This window comes from Corallococcus llansteffanensis (assembly GCF_003612055.1).
Lineage (GTDB): Bacteria > Myxococcota > Myxococcia > Myxococcales > Myxococcaceae > Corallococcus > Corallococcus llansteffanensis.
Map to the genome: position 1 here is coordinate 1 of NZ_RAWB01000113.1, position 20,276 is coordinate 20,276.

A 20,276-nucleotide genomic window follows, 5' to 3' on the forward strand; every position below is an offset into this window, starting at 1 on the left:
GTGTCTGGCCCGCGATGGAGTAGTCACAATCCGCACCGCCGCGCAGCTGGCACATCCAGATGGGCGAGGCGGAGCCGCCCGTCCGCTGGCTCGGATGCGTCAGGGTCAGGCCTGGCGCGACGCTGAGCGCGGAGGCGGACAGCTCGTAGAAGGTGACCTGCTCCTCGCCCGTGAAGACGTCCGAGGCAATCATCGTGGAGTCCATGCGCAGGACCGTGCCCACGTCCACCGTGCTGTTGAGCCGCACCTGGGTGAAGTAGCGGCCGTCGCTGTACTCCTCGCCCGAGGACGAATCGATGAGCTTGTTGTAGCTGCCCTTGACGTCCGTCTCGTAGGCGTTGAGGTCCGCGAAGACGTAGTTGGCGCCGCCCCTGCACGTCACCAGCACGTTGGTTTCGTAGTGGATCTTCCGCTGCTTCAGGTCGGGGACCTCGTCATTGAAGAAGATGTCGTGGTCGCACCAGGCGGGGGCGGCATCGGCACGGGCCGCGGTGGCCCCGGCCGTCCGGGCCCGCTCCTGCTGGCGCGCGCGGACGGCGGACAGCCGCTCGTGCAGGTAGGGCGCCTTCTGCGGCGTCTTGCCCGCGGCCCGCAGCCGGGTGAGCAGGAATTGATATTGGCCGTCATCCGACAGGTCCAGGGTCACCGCGCGTTGCTTCAGCGCCCCGGACCCACGCAGGGACTGTCCAAGGCGCAGGGAGCCCGCCTCCACCGTCTTCGCTTCCGGAGTGCCCGGCTGGAGGTGGGGTAGCGCATTCGTCCAGCCACTCGCCAACATCACCAGCGCGGAGAGTGGGACCGCTCGCGTCAGGCCACGCAGCCAGGGGTTTTGGTTCAGGGTGGGCATTCAAGTCCTTTCACAGGCGCCGTTTGGATTCGTGCGAATGAATGGCATGAAAGGATTTAAACCAGCAATGCGGGCTTACCGCATGAAGCCTGGAAGTCGCTGGTGGAGGATGGAGGCGCCCCCTTTACCCACTTCGGCCTACGGGTAGGGCGTCCCGGCGGACCCTCCGAAGCAACCCAGCAGAAGTGGGTGGGCACGCCTCGCGGGCGGCGGGGTGACCCGCCGCCACTACCAGTCGATGATGACGAGCTCAGGCGTCGGCTTGGACGTGTCCAGCAACACGTTGCCGATGTTCAGGTCGAACCCCGCGGGGGTGATGGGCTTGTTGGGCGCCTCGCGCGTGGTGAGCGGCTTGCCGGAGCGGGCCGCGTAGTCCTTGAACAGCGCGTCGTTGTAGCGGTCCTTGAGCCCCTGGATGCGGGCGTCCAACTGCTCGCGCACGGCGGGCGGCAGCGTGTCGCGCACCTCGGCGTAGGGCACGGCCTTCACCTTCTCCTGCACGACGATGCCCCGGCTGAGCAGCGCCGGGTCGCGGTCGATCTTCGCGACGCGCACGCCGCTGTCCTTCAGGAAGGACTCCAGCGCCAGCTCCCGCTGCAGGAGGTAGGGGACCTGCGTGTTGTAGTCGGGGATCTTGTTCTTGCTGTAGATCTTGATGACCTTGTCCGGGAACGCCGGGTGCTCCAGCACGATGCGCGAGTTGCCTTCCGCGATCTGCGCGGAGCCGTTTGTCTTGAGGCCCTTCTCCGTCAGGTATTCGGTGAAGCGCCCCACGGGGCCCAGGTCCGAAGGGGTGAAGCGCAGCTCCGGGTACTCCAGCGTGCGGTCCGCGATGGGCACCTTGCCCCCGTCCAGGACCACGCCCTCCTTCGTCTCCCGCAGGGCCACCTTCTTCGAGGGCTCGAGCGGCTTCGTGGTGGTGGGCTCGAGCGGCTTCGTGGTCGTCGTCGGCTTCGTGGTCGTCGTCGGCTTTGTCGTCTCGGTGTTCCGGAGCCGCGCCGTCTCCGCGTCCAGCCGCACCTTCGCCGCGGCGAAGGTGTTTGCCTTCACCGCCAATTCCTTGCGGCCCGCGTCGTTCAACCGGTACTGGTAGCGCGAGATGGCGAGCGCCGTGTCCGCGTCCACCTGGGACGTGAGCTTCGCGGGCTGCTGCTTCAGCGCATCCTTCACCCGAGGGTTGTCCGGGCTCACCTCGACGAACTCCACGTGCTTCTTGCCATTGGCCTCCGGGACGACGACGGAGGCATAGAGGCGCGACTCCTGGTCCGCGGACTTCGTCTTGTAGATGGGCCCTTCAATCGTGGAGCCCTTCTGGTTGACGACGGCCGCGTCCATGTCCCGCGAGGGACGGGACGGCATCAGCAGGCCCGTCAGCGCGCCGGTCCACACGGCGCGCCGGAAGGCGGCGTCGGTGAGCTGTTCGGACACCTTGCGCTGATCAGCCTCCGACAGGGGCTTGCCATCCTTCCCCAGGTAGAGCTGCATCGCGGCGGGCCCCATCACCAGGCAAAAGCGGTCGCGCGGGCCTCGCCCCCCAGACGGCTCGGGGCCCGCGTGACCTCTTCATGAAAGAGGAAGCGGGCCCCGGAGTTGTTTTGCATTCTTTCCTACGGGACCTCGGTGACGGTGACGCGCAGGTGCTGGGACACGGGGGGCGCGTACTGCGTCACGGGCACCCGGCGCACGGTGTTGTCGCGGTCCAGGGCCCCCTCCGGCGGGCCCAGATGCGGGCCCACCGCGAGCTCCTCGTCCTGCTCCGTGCCCACGTCCCAGAGGTAGACCTGGGAGGTCACGTCGCCCGTCACCGGCATGCTCGCGTCGTCGAACAGCGCGATGCCCTGCTCATCCGGCCCGAAGACCCAGTCGTTGGACTGGCCGAACATCACCGCGAAGGACAGCCGGTCCGCCGGCCTGGCGTCCACGTCGAACTGGTAGGCGTGGCCCGGGGTGATGGGGCCGGGGGCGGACGCGTCCACGGGCATGTTGAAGGTGCCGGACACGCGCACGCCGGCGGGCGGGCTCATGGACACGGCGCTCGACAGCCGGGAGATGTCGCCCATCTCCGCGATGGCCTCCAGGCCCTGGCCCCGGTCCGGCGCGCCCACGGTGAACAGCGGCGCGGCGGCGTTGTGCAGCGCATAGACGCCCGGAGACAGCGGCGTCGCCACGCCACTGAGCGGCGCGAGCACGGCGGACAGGCCAGAGACGTTCCCCATCTCCGCGATGGCCTCCAGGCCCTGGCCCCGGTCCTTCTGGCCTTCGGTGAAGAGCGGCTCGTTGCCCGCGCTCACCGTCCACACTCCCGGCGAGATGCGCACGGGCTTGATGCCCTCGGTGGTGCTCAGGGTGACGCGGTCGTCGGACACGTTCTCGATGCGCACGGTGAACTTCTGCGTCGCCGCGTTGGACGCCACGCTCACGCGGATCATCGACGCGACCGGGGGCAGGTTGAACGTCTGGCCACTGGTGAGCCGGGGCGGCGTGCCCAGGCGCCGCACGTTCGGGTTGGGGTCCTGCGCGCCCGGGCCATCCGTGGACGACGCCTGCTTCGGGCCGGTGTGCGGACCCACGGCGGGCTCCTCGTCCACCTCCGTGCCCGCGTCCCACAGGTACACCTGCGAGGTGATGTCGCCGGACAGCGGCTGGCCATTGGAATACAGCGCGATGCCCTTGGGGTCCGTGCCGAAGAACCAGTCGTTGGACTGGCCGAACATGGAGACGAAGGACAGCCGGTGGTTCGCGCCCGCGGTGAAGCTGAACTCGTAGACATCCCCCGGGGCCAGCGGGCCCGGCGCGGTGCCGCTCAGCTTCGTGTTGAACATGCCGGACTTGAGCTGCTGGAAGGGCGCCACGTTCTCGATGCGCACGCGCAGCCGCGTGGACCCGGTGTCGGAGCCACAGGCGGACAGCGTGAGCAGGCCGAGGGCGGCAACGGAGGCAGCGCCTCCGCGAAGGGAGCGGTGGAACATGGTGGGGTTCTCCAGGGCCTCGCGGCAGTGCGAGGCGTCACGAGCTTGCCCTCACTACGCACCCCTGAAGGGTTCGGTTACGGCCGGAATCCAACCGCCTGTCCGGTCCGTACGCGCGCGGGCAGGAGCGGCGCCAGGAATTGCTCCAGCGCCGCGCGGCTCCCAGGGCGGGAGACGTGCCCCACGTAGCCGTCCGGACGCACCAGCACCAGCGCGCCCGCGCTGACGTCGTAGGCCCGGTGCGCGTGTCCGCCCGCATCGAGCAGGGCGCCCACGTCGCGGGAGTCGCCCCCCGTGCGGACGTGGAAGGCGTGCACGGCGTCACCGAAGCGCGAGCGGGCCCACGCGGGCGCGTCCTCGTGCGCCGGCCCGAAGGCGAGCAGCGTCCAGTGGGGGCCGCGAAAGGCGTCGAACAGGCGCGAAGGGCGTCCCATGGCCTCCACGCATGGCGCATCCGGGGCCCGGTCTCCCGCGCGCAGCCGCGACGTGTCGCCCTCCGACGAGGGGGCGAGCGGCCCGCCGCGATAGTGCAGGCCCAGTTGCTGGGTCTCCGCCCCACGGCGCTGCGGACGCATGCCGCCCTGGCGCAGCTTCTGGTGGAGTTGCTTGGACAGCCCGAGCACGCTCGCGGCGATGGGCAGCCGCTCCGCCTCGTAGGTGTCGAGCAGGGCCGGCGCCGCGCCCGCGAGGACGTGGCCCAGCTTCCAGCCCAGGTTGTATGCGTCCTGGACGCCGGTGTTGAGGCCCTGGCCTCCGGCGGGAGGATGGACATGCGCGGCGTCGCCCGCGAGCAGGACGCGGCCCACGCGGTAGCGGTCCACCATGCGCACGTTGGGGCGGAACACGGACAGCCAGCTCGCGTCGTGCAGGCGCAGCCGCGCGCCGGGCCGGGCCGCGTCCTGGAGGCGCTGGTGGAGGGCGGCCTCGGTGAGCTCCGGCACCGGAGTGCCGGGCTTCACGTTGAGGACGAGCTGGAAGCGGTCCGTGCCGGGCAGGGGGCACAGGGCCACGGCGCCGCCTTTCGCGAAGGGCCACACGTGCCAGTGGTCGCGGTCCAGTCCGTCCACGCGCACGTCGCCCACGACCATGCGCTCCTCCTCGCGCGTCTCCCCATGGAAGCCCACGCCCAGCGCCTTGCGCACGCGGCTGTGGCCTCCGTCGCAGCCCACCAGGTACTCCGCGCGGACGACCTCCGGGGTGCCGTCGCGGGTGAGGGTGGCGGTGACGCCGCCGTCATCCTGGGTGAAGTCGGTGAGCGCGGTGCCGTACTCCACCGCGTGGCCGAGCGCTTCCAGCCGGTCGCGCAGGATGCCCTCGGTGCGCGCCTGCGGCACGAGCCAGGTGCTGGGGTGGGGCACGTCTGGCGTCGCGACCCCATGCGGGACCAGCGTCCAGTGCCCCACGACGAAGCGCCGCCAGTGGATGCGGAGGCGGGGATAGGCATTGCCGGCCGCGAGCACGGCGTCGAGCACGCCCAGGTCCTCCAGCACCTCCAGCGTGCGCGGCTGGAGCCCCTTGCCGCGCGAGCCCACGAAGGGGACGGGCGCCGCGTCCACGATGCGCAGGGCCACACCCCTGCGCGCGAGGTCGCAGGCGAGCGTGAGGCCCGTGGGGCCGGCTCCGACAATCAGCACCTGTGGCGTTGCGCGAGTCATGGACAGCTCCTGTCGCGAGGGGCCCTGGCGCCCCGGAAGCGATGGAGACGAGAATGTAAGGAAGTGCTTATGTTGTCAGCTTGCGTTCCCGCCCCAGGAGCCCGGCATGCCGCGCGCGAAGTTTTCCCCTCGGAAGACGCCTCTCCAGGAGCGCTCGCGCGCGACGGTGGACGCGCTGGTGCAGGCGACGGCTGACATTCTGGTGCGCGACGGGTACGCGAAGCTGACGACCAACCGCATCGCGGAGCGCGCGGGCGTCAACGTGGCCTCGCTGTACCAGTTCTTCCCTGGCAAGGAGGCGCTGGTCGCGGAGGTGTCGCGGCGGCACGTGAAGGAGCAGCGCAAGGCCGCGGCGGAGGTGCTGGCGACGCGGACGTTCGCGAACCTGGAGGACCTCATCCGGACGCTGGTGGCGCTGGGCTTCGCGGCGCACGCGGTGAATCCGAAGCTGCACCACGCGCTGACGGAGGAGCTGCCCGCGCGCCGCTCCCGGCAGGGGAGCCCGGAGGACGCGCCGATGCTGGAGGCGTTCCGCAAGTACCCCACCGATGTCCCGGACCCGGAGCTGGCCCTGTGGATCATCGACACGGTGTCCCACGCGGTCATCCACCGCGCGGTGGTGGAGCGCCCCGAGGCCCTGACGCAGGGGGCGCTCCAGGAGGAGCTGGTGACGCTCCTCCTGCGCTACGTGAAGCGGAAGTGACGCGCGGGGCTCAGCGGCCCGACGCAAGGGGCGAGTGTCAGAGGCGTGAGTAGGCTCGGCGGCTCATGACAGCACTGAGGGGGACGCCACGAAAGTCCTGATCGATACGAATGTCCTGATCCCGCTGGAGCCCACGTCGCCTGCGCAAATCGAAGAGCTGACGAAGCCCGCCGCCACCCTTTTGAGAGCCATTGAAGACGCTCGCTATCAGCTCTTCATCCATCCGGCCATGAAGGTGGATGTCGAGCGAGACCGCGATGAAGGGCGCCGCCAGCTTCGGGAATTGCTGCTCGGAAAGTATCTTTCGCTTCCCGCACCGCCGCCTGTACCGGCCGGCTGGGCTGAGATCCTGGGGAGTCCGGAAATCCACTCGAATGACTGGGTGGATCACCAGCTGCTGGCGGCCGTGCGGTCCAATGCGGTGGGCGTATTGGTGACCGAAGACCTCCGCATCCACCGGAAGGCGAAGCGAGTCGGCCTGAACGAGCGTGTCGCCACGGTGGAAGAAGCCCTGGGGATGCTGCAGGGATTGCGCGACACGTTCGCCCAGCCTCCGCCCGCGGTTGAATTCACGTTTGCTCATGATGTCGATGTGGAGGACCCCTTCTTCGACAGCCTTCGGGGTGACTACCCTCCGTTCGACTCATGGCTCCGCAAGTGTCAGGAGGAGCACCGCCGATGCTGGGTGGTGCGGGGACAGGGGCATCGCCTGGCGGCGCTCTGTCTTATCAAGGATGAGGAGGGCGTCCTGGGATTCAAGGGACGAACCCTGAAGCTCTGCACGTTCAAGGTCGCGCCCGCGCATCAGGGGCGACGCTTGGGAGAGCTTCTGCTCAAGAGCGTCTTCGAGCATGTCTCGAAGAACGGGCACGCGTTTGTCTACGTGACGGCTTACGAGCGTCAGGGCGCCCTGATTGCCGTGTTCGAGGACTTTGGCTTCCGGGTGGAAGGGCGCACGGAAACCGGTGAACTCATCCTCGTGAAGCAACTGAAGCCTGTGGAGGCATCCGAGGAAATTGCACCGCTTGATTTCCACGTGCGCCATGGTCCTCCCTCGATGAGGTTTGATGCCCCTGCCTTCATCATCCCCATCGAGCCACGGTTCCATCACCTGCTCTTCCCGGATGCGGACTCTCAGCTCTCGCTCGAACCAGGAGCCCACCCTTTCGGAAATGGGCTGCGCAAGGTGTACCTGTGCCGGGCACTGACCCGGCAGATTGGGCCCGGAGCCCCGCTGCTCTTTTATTTGAGTCAGTCCCGAAAGGCCGTGACGGTCATGGGTGTCGCGGAACAGACGCTGGCGTCCGCCGATGCCCGCGAGATCGCCGCCGCAGTGGGGAAGCGGACGGTCTTCTCTCTTCGCGACATCGAAGCGCTATGCTCGAATGCCGAAGTGCTCGCCATCCACTTCCGACAAGCCGTCATCCTGAAGGAGCCCATCCTCCTGGGGGATCTCTGTCGCAACGGAGTGCTCAACGGCCCTCCGCAGTCCATCACCACGGTCCAGCAGGGAGGTCGTGAATGGCTCCGCCGCCGCCTCGGGCTGTAGTCCTGCTGCCCATCCAGCCTCGCTATGCGACGCCCATCCTGGATGGCCTCAAGCGGGTCGAATTCCGGAAGCGTGCCTTCCGCCGGGAGGTGTCACACGTCGTCGTCTACTCCTCCAGCCCAGTGAAGCAGGTCGTCGGGTTCTTCGAGATCCTTGGCATCGACGAGGCGCCTCCCGCACAGCTCTGGCGTCGCTATTCGCGGGAGGGAGCAATCCTGAAGGAGGACTACGACCGATACTTCTCGCACTGCGAGGGAGGTGTCGCGATCCGGGTGGGGAAGGTCCACGTATTCCAGAAGCCCTTCCCCCTGGGAGACATCACGCCCGAGATGCGCGCGCCCCAGAGCTACGCCTACCTGAGCGCCCACGCCTTCACGAAGATTCGTGGGCGGAGGGCGCTCGTCACCTGAGGTCAGGTGTGTGACTGCTCAGCGGCCCGACGCCTGCGCGTCCACGGCCGCCAGCTCTTCCTTGCCGAGCTTCACCTCCGCGCCCGCGAGGTTCTCCTCCAGGTGCTTCACGGAGGACGTGCCCGGGATGGGCAGCATCACCGGCGAGCGCGCCAGCAGCCACGAGAGGGCGATCTGCGAGGGCGTGGCGTTGTGCTTCTTCGCCACCGCGTCGAGCGTGCCGCCCGGCTTCGCCAGCCCGCCCGTCGCCAGGGGGAACCAGGGGATGAAGCCCAGGTTCTCCTTCTCGCAGTAGTCCAACACCTTCTCGTGCACGCGGTCGGTCAGGTTGTAGCGGTTCTGCACCGACACCACGTCCACCACCTTGCGCGCCCGCTGGATCTCCTCCACCGATACCTCCGACAGGCCGATGTGGCGGATCTTCCCCTCCTTCTGGAGCGCCTTCAGCTCGCCCAGCGACTCCTCCACCGGCACCTTCGGGTCGATGCGGTGCAGCTGGTACAGGTCGATGCGCTCCAGCTTCAGCCGGCGCAGCGACAGCTCCAGCTGCTGGCGCAGGTACTTCGGCGCGCCCACCGGGTGCCACTCGTTGGGGCCCGTGCGCACGAGGCCCGCCTTCGTCGCCACCACCACGCCCTTCGCGTAGGGGTGCAGGGCCTCCGCGATGATCTCCTCGCTGAAGTAGGGCCCGTAGGAGTCCGCGGTGTCGATGAAGTCCACGCCCAGCTCCAGCGCGCGGCGCAGAACGCGCACCGCCTCCGCGCGGTCCTTGGGCGGGCCCCAGATGCCGGGGCCGGTGAGCTGCATGGCGCCATAGCCCAGCCGGTGGACGGGCAGGTCGCCGCCCAGCTTGAAGGTGCCGCTCTTCTCCACGGGACGCGTTGAAGTGCCGCTCATGGGTCTTCCTCCTGAGAAGTGCTTGAAGTGACGTGAAGGGGGGATGTCAGGACGTGCGGTAGCGGCTGGCGAGCCGGGTGCTGGATCCCAGCAGCATTCCGGCCTCCGCCTGCTCCAGGGCCGTGAGCGCCTCCGCGGCCGCCAGCCCGGGAACGCAGACCGTCTCGCCGCGCTCCAGCGCCACGAGCGAGGCGGTGACGACGTCCTCCGGGGACATCGTGCCGGGGTAGCCGCCGTTGAACTCGGTGGCCGTCATTCCCGGACAGACGACCTGCGCACGCACCGGCGTGCCGCGCAGCTCTCCGGCGAGCGTGCGGGTGAAGTGGACGAGGAACGCCTTCGCGCCCGCGTACGTGGCCCGGTGGGGCAGGGGACCCGGGGGCATCGCGCCGGAGAAGGCCAGCAGGGAGGCGACGTTGATGACCGCGCCCCGCCCGCGCGCCAGCATGCCGGGCAGCGCCGCCCGGGTGGTCAGCATGGGCGCCAGGATGTGCAGGTGCGCCAGCCCCTCCAGGGCCTCGGGCTCCACCTGCGCGAAGGGCCCGTAACCCCCGACGCCCGCGTTGTTGATGACCAGGGAGATGTCCTCTCCCGCCGCGCGCGCGGCCACCCGGTGGATGTCGCCGTCCGCCGTGAGGTCCGCCCGCAGCACCTCCGCGCGGATGCCGTGCGCCGCCTTCAGCTCCGCCGCCTGCGCCGCGAGCCGGTCCTCGCGCCGCGCGACGAGGACCAGGTCATACCCGAGCGCCGCCAGCCGCCGCGCGTACACCGCGCCGATTCCCGCGGAGGTGCCCGTCACCAGTGCTGTCCCTCGAATGCCTGCCATGTCTGCTCCCTGCCAGTGGGGAAAAAGGGCGCCGTGCCGCGATGAATGCTGGAGATGGCGACCCGGACCGCGAAGCGCACGAACCCTCAAGAAGCCGCGAGGACGCACCCCTGCCCGCTGGGTAACGGGGGGCCACCGTCCGCGCAACCCGCTCGTGCTTCAGCCGAGCGCCTGGGCCTTCTGGGGCACGTCGTGGAACTGCTGGCGGTAGAGGTCCGCGTAGACGCCCCCCTTCGCGAGCAGCTCCTCGTGGGTGCCGCGCTCCACGACGGCGCCCTGCTCCAGCACCAGGATGAGGTCCGCGTGGCGGATGGTGTTGAGCCGGTGCGCGATGACGATGCTCGTCCTGCCCGACAGCAGCCGGCCGAGCGCCATCTGGATGAGCGCCTCCGTGCGCGTGTCGATGTTCGCCGTCGCCTCGTCGAGGATGAGCACCCGGGGCTCCGCGATGACCGCGCGCGCGAACGCGAGCAATTGCCGCTGGCCCTGGCTGAGCGTGGCGCCGCCCTCGCCCATGACGGTGTCGTAGCCCTGGGGCAGCCGCAGGATGAAGTCGTGCGCGTGCACCGCCTTCGCCGCGGCCTCCACGTCCTCGCGGGTGGCGCCGGGCTTCCCGTAGGCGATGTTGTCCGCGACCTTGCCGCTGAAGAGGAACGGCTCCTGGAGCACCAGCGCCATCTGGCGGCGGAGGCTTGCGCGCGTCACCTGCCGCACGTCCTCCCCGTCGATGCGCACCGTGCCCGCCGTCACGTCGTAGAAGCGCGGGACGAGGCTGGCCACGGTCGTCTTGCCCGCGCCGGTGTGGCCCACCAGCGCCAGCGTCTGGCCGGGCTCCAGGCGGAAGGACACGTCGCGCACCACGGGCCGCGCGGGGTCGTAGCCGAAGGACACCCCCTCGAACACCACCTGGCCCTTCAGCGGCCCCAGCTCCACCGCGCCCGCCACGTCCGGCGGCTCCGGCGCCTCGTCGAGGATGGCGTAGATGCGCTCCGCTCCCGCGAGGGCCGCCTGCATCAGCGTGGCCACGGACGCGGCCAGCTGCACCGGCCGGAAGAACTGCGCCACGTAGATGAGGAACGCGGCCACGCCTCCCACGGTGAGCTGGCCCGCCAGCACCAGGATGCCGCCGTAGCCAATCACGAGCGCGGTGGACAGCGTGGACAGCAGGTCGATGGCCGGTGAGAACGCGGAGGTGATGCCCACCGCCGCCACGTTCGCGTCGCGGTTGGCCGCGTTGCGGTCGCGGAAGCGCTCGATGTTCTTCTCCGTGCGGTTGAACGCCTGCGCCTGCCGCACGCCTCCAATCTCCTCCTGGAGGTTGGCCGTCACGTCACCCACCGTCTGGCGCGTCTTGCGGTAGGCATTGCGCGCCCGCGACGCGAAGAACCAGGTGGTGAACAGGATGGCCGGGATGATGGAGAAGCACGCCAGCGCCAGCCGCGCGTTGAACGCCAGCATCGCGACGAGCACGCCCACGAGCCCCAGCAGCGACCCCAACAGCTGCGTCAGCCCCTGCGCGAAGAGCTGGTTGAGCGTGTCCACGTCGCTGGCCACGCGGCTCATCAGGTCGCCCAGGGGCCGGCGGTCGAACCACGCGAGCGGCAGGTGCTGGAGCCGCTCGAAGAGGCGCTTGCGCAGGTCCGCCAGCACGTGCTGCCCGGCGTGGCCCACCCGCCGCGTCTGCGCCCGCTGCGCCAGCGCGCCCACCGCGTAGACGACGAACAGCGCCGCCAGCGTCCGGGTGAGCCCGCGCCCGTCCCCCGCGCCGATGTCGTGGTCGATGGCCCGGCTCACCAGGTACGGCCCCGCCGCCTGGCACAGCGCGCCCACCAGGATGAAGCCCAGCGCCACCCCGAGCATGCGCGCCTGCGGGCGCAGCTCGCCCACCAGCCGCCGCAGCACCTTGCCGCGCCGCACCGCGCGCCCGGACTCCAGCGCCGCCAGCGACTCGATGTCCCCTGGCCGCCTCATGCCGCTCCCTCCTGGCGCGCGGGTTGGAGCTGCGACCCGAGGATGTCGTTGTACAGCTCGCTCGTCGCCGTCAGCTCCTCGTGCCGGCCCTGCGCGGCGATGCGCCCCTCGTCCAGCACGAGGATGAGGTCCGCGTCGCGCACGGTGCTGATGCGCTGGGCGATGACCAGCGCCGTCCTGCGCTTGTCCCGCATCAGCGTGTCCAGCGCGCCCTGGATGGCCGTCTCCGTCCGCGCGTCCACCGCCGACGTGCTGTCGTCCAGGATGAGCAGGCGCGGGTCGGTGAGCAGCGCCCGCGCGATGGCCAGTCGCTGCCGCTGTCCGCCCGACAGCCCCACGCCCCGCTCGCCCACCACCGTGTCGTAGCCCTGCGGCAGCTCGCGGATGAACTCCGCCGCCTGCGCCGCCTCCGCCGCCGCCTCCACCTGCGCCTGGGTCGCGTCCGGGTGGCCGTAGGCGATGTTGTCGCGCACCGTGCCGGAGAACAGCAGCGCGTCCTGCAGCACCACGCCCATCTGCGAGCGCAGGCTGGCGAGCGTCACGTCCCGCACGTCGTGCCCGTCCAGCAGCACCGCGCCCCCGGTGACGTCGTAGAAGCGCGGCAGCAGGTTGATGAGCGTGCTCTTGCCGGAGCCCGTCGTCCCCAGCACCGCCACCAACTGTCCGGGCTCCAGCGTCACGCTCACGCCGCGCAGGATCTCCCGCTCGCTGCCCGCGTAGCGGAAGCGCACGTCGCGCAGCTCGATGCGGCCCTGCAGCGGCGGCAGCGGCACGGCGCCCGGGCGGTCCGTCACCTCCACCGCCGTGTCGAGCAGCTCGAAGACGCGCAGCGCGGACGCGCTCGCCCGCGACAGGCTGGCCGCGAGGAAGCCCAGCGTCATCAGCGGCATCAGCAGGAAGGCCAGGTAGCTGTTGAAGGCCAGCAGCTCCCCCAGCGAGAGCTGCTGGTGGAAGATGCGCCAGCCGCCCACGCCCACGACCATCAGCGTCCCCAGGTTGGCGAAGAAGCTGACGAAGGGGAAGTTGTTGGCCAGCGCGTCCACCAGCCGCAGGTTCTGCGTGCGCAGCTGTTCGTTCGTCCGGCCGTAGCGCTCCACCTCCCGCGCCTCGCCGGAGAAGGAGCGCACCACGCGCAGCCCGCGCAGGTCCTCCTGGAGCGTGGTGTTGAGCGTGCCCAGCAGCGCCTGGAGCTGGCCGAACAGGGGCCGCATCCTCGTCGTGAACGAGCGCAGCAGGAAGAGGATGGGGACCACGGACAGGAGCGCGGCCAGGGCCAGCACCGGATCCAACCACAGCAGCAGCCCTGTGCAGCCCGCGACCATCGCCGCCGCCGCCACGAACTGCACCGCGCCGCTGCCCACGAAGGTGCGCACCGCCTCCACGTCGCTGGTGAGCCGCGTGAGCAGCTGCCCCGTCTGCGCCTGGTCGTAGTAGCTGAAGGAGAGCCGCTGGATGCGCGCGAAGAGCGCGTCGCGCAGATCGAACGCCACGCCCTGCGACGCGCGCTCCGCCAGGTAGCCCTGGAGGAAGTTGAACAGCCCCCGCCCCAGCGCGATGGCGACGAGGCCTCCCACCGCCAGCATCACCGGGCGGCGCTCCCCTCGAGCGAGCCCCTGGTCGATGGCGATGCGGATCATCTGCGGGGCGCCCAGGTTCGCCACCGACACCAGCAGCAGGGACAGCAGGGCGCCCAGCGCTTCCAGACGGTAGCGGCGCAGGTAGCGCAAGGCCCGCAGGATGGCGGCGAAGCCTCCCGCGGGGCGGCCCGATGATGGCGGCGCTGACGTGCTCACGTGGTGGACCCCTGCCTCTCCGCCCGAAGCTCGCAGGCTCGGAGGCCCGGAGGCGTGCGCATATTGGGCGTGCGCTCCGGCCGCTTCAAGCACGACGCGCGGGCGACACGGGGGCACAAACACGGTTGCGCGTCGCGCCACCCCCCGTTACGTGGGCCGCCTGTTTTCGAACCGTCACGAGGTGAAGGTCATGGAGTACCGACAGCTGGGTGGTTCTGGATTCAAGGTCCCCGTCCTCAGCCTGGGCACGGGCACGTTCGGCGGCTCGAACGAGTTCTTCAAGGGCTTCGGCTCCAGCGACGTGAAGGAGGCCACGCGGCTGGTGGACATCGCGCTGGAGGCGGGCGTGAACCTGTTCGACTCCGCGGACGTGTACTCCGGCGGGCTCGCGGAGGAGATCCTCGGGCAGGCCCTCCACGGCCGCCGCGCCCAGGCGCTCATCTCCACCAAGGCGACGTTCCGCGCGGGCGACGGGCCCAATGACGTGGGCTCCTCGCGCTTCCACCTCACCCGCGCGGTGGAAGGCAGCCTGCGCCGGCTGAAGACGGACTACATCGACCTGTTCCAGCTCCACGGCTTCGACGCGACGACGCCGGTGGAGGAGACGCTCAACACGCTGGACGACCTCGTGCGCGCGGGGAAGATCCGCTACATCGGCTGCTCGAACTTCTCCGGCTGGCACCTGATGAAGTCGCTCGCGGTGTCGGAGCGCTACAACCTGGCGCGCTACGTGGCGCACCAGGCGTACTACTCGCTCGTCGGCCGCGACTACGAGTGGGAGCTGATGCCGCTCGCGCAGGACCAGAAGGTGGGCGCGGTGGTGTGGAGCCCGCTGGGCTGGGGCCGGCTGACGGGGAAGCTGCGCCGGGGCCAGGCGCGCCCGGAGACGACCCGCCTGAACAACCCGGCCACCGCCAGCGGAGGCCCGCAGGTGCCGGAGGAGTACCTGTTCAAGGTGGTGGACGCGCTCGACGTCGTCGCGAAGGAGACGGGCAAGACCGTCCCGCAGGTCGCGCTCAACTGGGTGCTCCAGCGGCCCACCGTGGCCAACGTCATCATCGGCGCGCGCACGGAGGAGCAGCTGCGCCAGAACCTGGGCGCCATCGGCTGGAACCTCACGCCCGCGCAGGTGGCCACGCTGGATGCCGCGAGCAACGTGCCCTGGCCCTACCCGTACTTCCACCAGCGGCAGTTCGCCGAGCGCAACCCCTTCCCGGTGACGTGAGGCCGCTGACGTCGCGTCAGGCCTTGCGTGCCCGGCGTGACCGAAGGAAGCGGGCGGGGCCTGGGGTCGCCCGGCTCCGTCCGGAGGGCAGGTCCGGCTTGCTCCGCGGCTGAGCACTTCACGTTCACGAGGTCACCGTCGGCGTGCCCGGAGGTCGAGGGCCGCCGGGCGGGGCTTCGCTTCGCGTGGAGGCGCGCTCGCTCATGTCCCTCAAGGAATACAAACCCGGCAGGCCCTTTCCCGGCACCATCGGTCGCACGTGGGAGCAGTCGTCCCCCGCGTGGCCCTCGCCGCTGCGCTCGAAGCCCGGCGCACCCAACGTCCTGTTCATCATCCTGGACGACACGGGCTTCGGGCACCTGGGCTGCTACGGCTCGCCCATCCGCACGCCGAACCTGGACCGGTTGGCCCGGGGCGGGCTGCTCTACAACAACATGCACACCACCGCGCTGTGCTCGCCCACGCGCTCGTGCGTCCTCACCGGCCGCAACCACCACTCCAACGGGATGGGCACCATCACGGAGACGTCGCTGGGCTACCCCGGCTACAACGGCACCATCCCGTTCGAGAACGGCCTCCTCTCCGAGATGTTGATGGAGGCGGGCTACAACACCTATGCCGTGGGCAAGTGGCACCTGACCCCCGCGGAGCAGACGAGCGCCGCCGGGCCGTACTCGCGCTGGCCGCTGGGCCGCGGCTTCGAGCGCTTCTACGGCTTCCTGGGCGGGGACACGAACCAGTACTACCCGGACCTCATCCACGACAACCACGCCATCCGCGCGCCCGCGACGCCGGAGGAGGGCTACCACCTCACCCCGGACCTGGTGGACAAGGCCATCGACTGCATCGCGGACACCAAGCAGGTCGCGCCCGACAAGCCCTTCTTCCTCTACTTCGCCACCGGCGCCATGCACGCCCCCCACCACGTGCCGAAGGAGTGGGCGGACCGCTACCAGGGCGCGTTCGACGACGGCTGGGACGCGTACCGGCAGCGGGTCTTCCAGAAGCAGCTGGAAATGGGCGTGCTGCCGGAGGGCACGCGGCTGTCCCGGCATGATCCGGACGTACAGGAGTGGGACTCGCTGCCTCCGGAGGAGCAGCGCCTCTACGCCCGCATGATGGAGGTGTTCGCGGGCTTCCTGGAGCACACGGACCACCACATCGGCCGGTTGCTGAAGTTCCTGGAGGAGACGGGGGAGTTGGACAACACGCTCATCATGGTGCTGTCCGACAACGGCGCCAGCGCCGAGGGTGGGCCGCACGGCTCGGTGAACGAGCTGAAGTTCTTCAACAACACGCCGGAGTCGCTGGAGCAGAACCTGGCGGCGCTGGACGACCTGGGCGGGCCGAAGCACTTCAACCACTACCCGTGGGGCTGGGCCTGGGCGGGGGACACGCCGTTCCGCCGCTGGAAGCGGGAGGTGTACCGGGGCGGCACCACCGACCCGTTCCTGGTCCACTGGCCCAAGGGCATCCAGGCGAAGGGAGAGGTGCGCATGCAATACGCGCACGCCATCGACATGGTGCCCACGGTGCTGGACTGCCTGGGCCTGGAGCCGCTGGATGAGATCCGGGGCGTCACCCAGTCCCCCATCGAGGGCATCAGCTTCAGGCACACGTTCAACGACGCGAACGCCCAGAGCCGGCACCACACGCAGTACTTCGAGATGTTCAGTACCCGCGCCATCTACCACGACGGCTGGCGCGCGGTGTGCCCGTTCCCCGGCCCTTCCTTCAAGGAGGCCGGGCAGGGGTTCGGGGAAGCGACGCTCGACGAGGACCGGCTGCGCGAACTGGATGCGAACGGCTGGGAGCTGTACCGCGTCTCCGAGGACGCCTCCGAGACGAAGAACGTGGCGAAGGAGAACCGGGGCAAGCTCATCGAGATGATCGCCCTCTGGTACGCCGAAGCCGGGCGCTACCAGGTGCTGCCGCTCGCGTCGCCGACCCTCGCCGTGTTCGCCCTCGAGCGCCCGCAGCTCACCCGGGACCGCAAGCGCTACGTGTACCGCCCGCGCACGTCACCCACCCCGGAGAACGCGGCCGTGCACGTGCTCAACCGCCCCCACACCATCACCGCGGAGGTGGACCTGCGCGACGGGGCGGAAGGGGTGCTGCTGTGCCACGGCGGCCTCACCGGCGGCTACACCTTCTTCGTCCAGGACGGGAAGCTGCACTACGTCTACAACTTCGTCGGCGAACAGGAGTTCCACATCGAGTCGGCGGTGGACGTGCCCGAGGGCCGCTCGGAGTTGAAGTTCGAGTTCGAGCCCACCGGAAAGCCCGACCTGAAGGCGGGGCGGGGCGCGCCCGGGCTCGGCCGGCTCTACATCGACGGAGACCTGGTGGCCCAGAGCGACATCTCCGCCACCATGCCGCTCATCCTCAGCCTGGGGGAGGGGCTGACGTGCGGCCGGGATGAGAGCTCGTCGGTGAGCCAGCGCTACGCCGCGCCGTTCGAGTTCACCGGCACGCTCTACCAGGTGACGGTGGACGTCTCCGGCGAGCACGTGCGCGACGCCAAGGCCGAACAGAACGCGGCCCTGGCGAAGCAGTAGCGGAAGCGACAGGCTCCGGGCCCGGACGGGAGGGGGAAGGCCCGTCCGGGCCCGAAGCGGAGAGGCGGTGTGACTACTTCACGCCGACGGCGGTCCAGGCGTCCTGCACCTTCTTCACCTCGACGGAGTCCTTGCCGTACAGGTCGGTGGCGGCCTTCACCGTGGCCGCGCGGGCCTGGGTGAAGTTCGTCTGCGGCGTCATGTACGTGGTGAGCGCGCGGCCGAAGATCTTCAGGCTCTTCTCCATGCCGATGCCGTCCTTCACCTCCAGGCCGGACGTCTTGTTCTTGCCGCCCTCGGTCAGCAGGTAGAAGGCGTTGTTGGCGATGCCGCTGGAGCCGTGCACCTCCGTCTGCTTCGGGTAGTTCTTGTAGTTGTCGATGGAGTACCCGTCCGACGTCGGGTCGTTCATGTAGCGCAGGGCGTCCGTGTTATCGCCGTTCTTGGGCGTCCACGCGTCCTCGCCCACGGCCCAGTCGAACTTCACCGCGGCGTTCTTCTGGCTGGCGTACCACTCCACGCCCGTCCCCATGATGTCGCTGAAGGACTCGTTGAGGCCGCCGGACTCGCCCTCGTACTCCAGGCCCGCGGTGCGCTCGGTGAGGCCGTGGCTGATTTCGTGGCCCGCGATGTCCAGCGTGGTGAGCGGGCCGGAGTCCTTCCCGTCGCCGTCGCCGTACTGCATCTTCTCGCCGTCCCAGAACGCGTTCACCAGGTTCACGTCGGTGTGCACGTAGGAGACGAGCTTCTCACCCTTGCCGTCGATGGAGTCGCGGCCGAGGATGTCCTTGTAGAAGTCGTACGTCATCTCCGCGCCGTAGTGCGCGTCCACGGCGGTGGCGGCGCGCGTCGGGTCGCCCTTCTCACCCCAGACGTCGTTCTTGTCGGTGAAGCCCGTGGTGCCGGACGCGTTCTCCGCGTTCTTCGCGTCGTAGGTCACGATGCCCTTGCCGCGCGTCTTGTCGTCCAGGGAGAACGTGCCGTCCTTGTTCTTCGTCGTGCCGAGGTCCACCTTGCCGCTGTACATCGTGGTGTCGTCCGCGACGCCCGTGGCGCGGCCCTTGTCGCCGGTGGTGGGCGGGGTCGTGGGCGTCTTCGACGGGGTCGTCGCGCCGCCCGCGCGGGTGACGCCCGGCCGGTCGAAGTGGCTGATGGTGTTGAACTGCTTGATGGACGCGCCGGTGTTCGCGTCGATGAAGTAGTTCATCGACCGGGGCTCCTTGCCGCTCGTCACCGACGTGTCCGTCAACGTCACGTGGTAGGCCGCGCGGTACTGGCCGTCCCGGCCCTTCACGATCTCACGCTCCACCGTGGGCGGGCGGGTCGTGCCGCCGTTGAAGTCCTTCTGCGCCAGCGCCAGCGCGTCCTTCGCGCTCAGCTTCGTGGGCGACTTGCCCAGGCCCACGGGGATGGTGGACACGTCGCCCGTCAGGCTGTCGAACTGGCCCTTCGCGTCCAGGTGGCCGATGACCTGCTCGCCGGAGACCTTCACGCCCTCGTGCATGCGGTCCATCCGCACGTGCGTCATGCCCAGCTGGTCCCGCTCCACCGAGCGCGGCGAGAACGACGTGCCGCCCGTGATGCCGGTGAGCTGCGGGTTCTTCTGGTTCACGTACGCGACCGTCTGCTGCACGGCCTGCTGCGCCTGGGGGCTGCTCAGGTCCACCGGACCCGGCGTCACCTTCGTGCCCACGCCGTTCAGCGCCACGGTCGCCTTCGCCTTGGAGGGCGCGCCCACGCTGAAGCTGGACTGGGAGCTCATGCCCACCGGGCCCGTGGGCTTCGCGACCGTGTTCGCGGGCTTCGCGTCGGTGCGCTGGGAGGGGATGACGGCGGGCTTCGAGAGGTCGGTGCGAAGAGCCATGGTGGAGGTCTCGGTCGGGGGAGTGGGACGAACAAATTGATTCTCGGGTCAGCCGCCCGAAGGTTGCGTGTGTGCGGGAATCCGACAGGGCCTTTTGTGTCTCAGGCCCATGATTTCATTGGTGAAGTATTCGTCCCACATTTCCCGCAAAGAACATCCCGACCGGTAGGTAGGGCGGCTTCGCGGGTTGTATTTCGAAGCATTTTCGAGCCCTCCCGGCCCGGTCGTCCACCCACTGCCCGTCGCTGGAAGCTTGACCGACTGCTCCCTTTCTGGGTATTGAAATTGATAGTGATTATCAATTTCAACTCGGCCCGGGCCGAGGGAGGGACACGCCGTGGCACGTGAACGGGGACCGCGAGGCAAGCTGTGCCGGAGGTTGGGGATTCCGCTGTCGCGCATCAGCGCGAAGGATCCGGACAAGGACCCGGTGCTGCGCAGGCCGTATCCGCCCGGCCAGCACGGCGCGACGGCGCGGGTGTCGGTGAGCGACTTCGCGCAGCGGCTCCGGGAGAAGCAGAAGCTCAAGCTGTACTACGGCCTGCTGGAGAAGCAGTGCCGCGGCGCCTTCCTGGAGGCGCGCAGGTCGCCGGGCAACACCGGCAAGGTGCTGATGCAGTTGCTGGAGCGCCGGCTGGACGCGCTGGTGCTGCGCGCGGGGCTGGCCACGAGCATCCGCCAGGCGCGCCAGTTCGTGCGCCACGGCTACTTCCAACTGGATGGCCGTCGGGTGGACATCCCCAGCCTGCGGCTCACGCCGGGCAACGAGGTGCGCTTCCAGGCCTCGCACCTGAAGCTCGCGGCGGTGCAGGAGGCCCTGGGCCGGATGAAGGCCCGGCAGGTGCCCGCCTACGTGCAGGTGCTGGGGGAAGGGGAGGGCATGCGCCTCGTGCGCCTGCCGGAGCGCGAGGAGATCCCCGTGGACGTGAACGAGCCCTTCATCGTCGAGTACTACGCCCAGCGCAGCTGAGGCCCTGGGCTCGGGTGCCCCCGGAGGCCGCCGTGGGGG

The 20,276-nt window shown here is 69.6% G+C and carries 14 protein-coding genes and 1 pseudogene; 6 read left to right on the forward strand and 9 right to left on the reverse strand.

The features are described 5' to 3' along the window. The 4 genes and pseudogenes from D7V93_RS13185 to D7V93_RS13200 all read right to left on the reverse strand — a co-directional run. Positions 1–847: pseudogene (locus D7V93_RS13185) on the reverse strand (hypothetical protein); the annotation flags it as partial. 228 nt (positions 848–1,075) lie between these two features. Then, complete coding sequence (locus D7V93_RS13190; protein ID WP_120643743.1) at positions 1,076–2,332, reverse strand: hypothetical protein; 1,257 nt, start codon at positions 2,330–2,332, stop codon at positions 1,076–1,078. A gap of 122 nt (positions 2,333–2,454) precedes the next feature. Further along, a complete protein-coding gene (locus D7V93_RS13195; protein ID WP_120643744.1) occupies positions 2,455–3,816 on the reverse strand; it encodes a spondin domain-containing protein in 1,362 nt (453 codons plus the stop codon). A 77-nt stretch (positions 3,817–3,893) separates the two neighbouring features. Next, positions 3,894–5,471, reverse strand: a complete 1,578-nt coding sequence (locus D7V93_RS13200) for an FAD-dependent oxidoreductase (protein WP_208723014.1) — start codon at positions 5,469–5,471, stop codon at positions 3,894–3,896. 106 nt (positions 5,472–5,577) lie between these two features. Here D7V93_RS13200 and D7V93_RS13205 point away from each other — a divergent pair, with 106 nt between their 5' ends. The 3 genes from D7V93_RS13205 to D7V93_RS13215 all read left to right on the forward strand — a co-directional run bounded on the left by D7V93_RS13205 (position 5,578) and on the right by D7V93_RS13215 (position 8,133). Further along, positions 5,578–6,174 (forward strand): TetR/AcrR family transcriptional regulator, encoded by a 597-nt coding sequence (locus tag D7V93_RS13205; RefSeq protein ID WP_158623730.1) that lies wholly within the window; start codon positions 5,578–5,580, stop codon positions 6,172–6,174. Positions 6,175–6,355: 181 nt separating this feature from the next. Then, a complete protein-coding gene (locus tag D7V93_RS13210; RefSeq protein WP_147451159.1) occupies positions 6,356–7,723 on the forward strand; it encodes a GNAT family N-acetyltransferase in 1,368 nt (455 codons plus the stop codon). After that, the gene (locus tag D7V93_RS13215) at positions 7,696–8,133 is read left to right on the forward strand and encodes an ASCH domain-containing protein (RefSeq protein ID WP_120643747.1); all 438 of its coding nucleotides are present in this window, start codon (positions 7,696–7,698) and stop codon (positions 8,131–8,133) included. The genes D7V93_RS13210 and D7V93_RS13215 overlap by 28 nt, the downstream gene beginning before the upstream one ends. Before the next feature lie 18 nt (positions 8,134–8,151). Here the strand turns inward: D7V93_RS13215 and D7V93_RS13220 are convergent, their stop codons facing one another. The 4 genes from D7V93_RS13220 to D7V93_RS13235 all read right to left on the reverse strand — a co-directional run bounded on the left by D7V93_RS13220 (position 8,152) and on the right by D7V93_RS13235 (position 13,620). Then, positions 8,152–9,030 (reverse strand): aldo/keto reductase, encoded by an 879-nt coding sequence (locus D7V93_RS13220; protein WP_120643748.1) that lies wholly within the window; start codon positions 9,028–9,030, stop codon positions 8,152–8,154. Between the two features lie 46 nt (positions 9,031–9,076). After that, complete coding sequence (locus D7V93_RS13225; RefSeq protein WP_120643749.1) at positions 9,077–9,856, reverse strand: SDR family NAD(P)-dependent oxidoreductase; 780 nt, start codon at positions 9,854–9,856, stop codon at positions 9,077–9,079. A 159-nt stretch (positions 9,857–10,015) separates the two neighbouring features. Next, positions 10,016–11,827 (reverse strand): ABC transporter ATP-binding protein, encoded by a 1,812-nt coding sequence (locus tag D7V93_RS13230; protein WP_120643750.1) that lies wholly within the window; start codon positions 11,825–11,827, stop codon positions 10,016–10,018. Further along, positions 11,824–13,620, reverse strand: coding sequence for an ABC transporter ATP-binding protein (locus D7V93_RS13235; protein ID WP_120643751.1), 1,797 nt, complete (start codon positions 13,618–13,620; stop codon positions 11,824–11,826). Before D7V93_RS13235 ends, D7V93_RS13230 begins: the two co-directional genes overlap by 4 nt. A 190-nt stretch (positions 13,621–13,810) precedes the next feature. Between D7V93_RS13235 and D7V93_RS13240 the strand changes: the two genes are divergently transcribed. Both D7V93_RS13240 and D7V93_RS13245 read left to right on the forward strand, forming a co-directional pair. Then, a complete protein-coding gene (locus tag D7V93_RS13240) occupies positions 13,811–14,845 on the forward strand; it encodes an aldo/keto reductase (protein WP_120643752.1) in 1,035 nt (344 codons plus the stop codon). A gap of 203 nt (positions 14,846–15,048) precedes the next feature. Further along, a complete protein-coding gene (locus tag D7V93_RS13245) occupies positions 15,049–17,403 on the forward strand; it encodes an arylsulfatase (protein ID WP_120643756.1) in 2,355 nt (784 codons plus the stop codon). Between the two features lie 73 nt (positions 17,404–17,476). On the opposite strand, the gene D7V93_RS13250 is transcribed toward D7V93_RS13245, so the two are convergent. Then, a complete protein-coding gene (locus D7V93_RS13250; protein WP_120643753.1) occupies positions 17,477–19,267 on the reverse strand; it encodes a M4 family metallopeptidase in 1,791 nt (596 codons plus the stop codon). 337 nt (positions 19,268–19,604) lie between these two features. On the opposite strand from D7V93_RS13250, the gene rpsD reads away from it, so the two are divergent. Further along, the gene (rpsD, locus tag D7V93_RS13255) at positions 19,605–20,237 is read left to right on the forward strand and encodes a 30S ribosomal protein S4 (RefSeq protein WP_120643754.1); all 633 of its coding nucleotides are present in this window, start codon (positions 19,605–19,607) and stop codon (positions 20,235–20,237) included. The last annotated feature ends 39 nt before the right edge of the window (positions 20,238–20,276 follow it).

Coding starts and splice junctions, on each gene's coding strand:
- D7V93_RS13250 (WP_120643753.1), bottom strand. CDS start 19,267: ATGGCTCTTCGCACCGACCTCTCGAAGCCCGCCGTCATCCCCTCCCAG.
- D7V93_RS13240 (WP_120643752.1), top strand. CDS start 13,811: ATGGAGTACCGACAGCTGGGTGGTTCTGGATTCAAGGTCCCCGTCCTC.
- D7V93_RS13205 (WP_158623730.1), top strand. CDS start 5,578: ATGCCGCGCGCGAAGTTTTCCCCTCGGAAGACGCCTCTCCAGGAGCGC.
- D7V93_RS13215 (WP_120643747.1), top strand. CDS start 7,696: ATGGCTCCGCCGCCGCCTCGGGCTGTAGTCCTGCTGCCCATCCAGCCT.
- D7V93_RS13200 (WP_208723014.1), bottom strand. CDS start 5,471: ATGACTCGCGCAACGCCACAGGTGCTGATTGTCGGAGCCGGCCCCACG.
- D7V93_RS13195 (WP_120643744.1), bottom strand. CDS start 3,816: ATGTTCCACCGCTCCCTTCGCGGAGGCGCTGCCTCCGTTGCCGCCCTC.
- D7V93_RS13220 (WP_120643748.1), bottom strand. CDS start 9,030: ATGAGCGGCACTTCAACGCGTCCCGTGGAGAAGAGCGGCACCTTCAAG.
- D7V93_RS13190 (WP_120643743.1), bottom strand. CDS start 2,332: ATGCAGCTCTACCTGGGGAAGGATGGCAAGCCCCTGTCGGAGGCTGAT.
- D7V93_RS13230 (WP_120643750.1), bottom strand. CDS start 11,827: ATGAGGCGGCCAGGGGACATCGAGTCGCTGGCGGCGCTGGAGTCCGGG.
- D7V93_RS13245 (WP_120643756.1), top strand. CDS start 15,049: ATGTCCCTCAAGGAATACAAACCCGGCAGGCCCTTTCCCGGCACCATC.
- D7V93_RS13225 (WP_120643749.1), bottom strand. CDS start 9,856: ATGGCAGGCATTCGAGGGACAGCACTGGTGACGGGCACCTCCGCGGGA.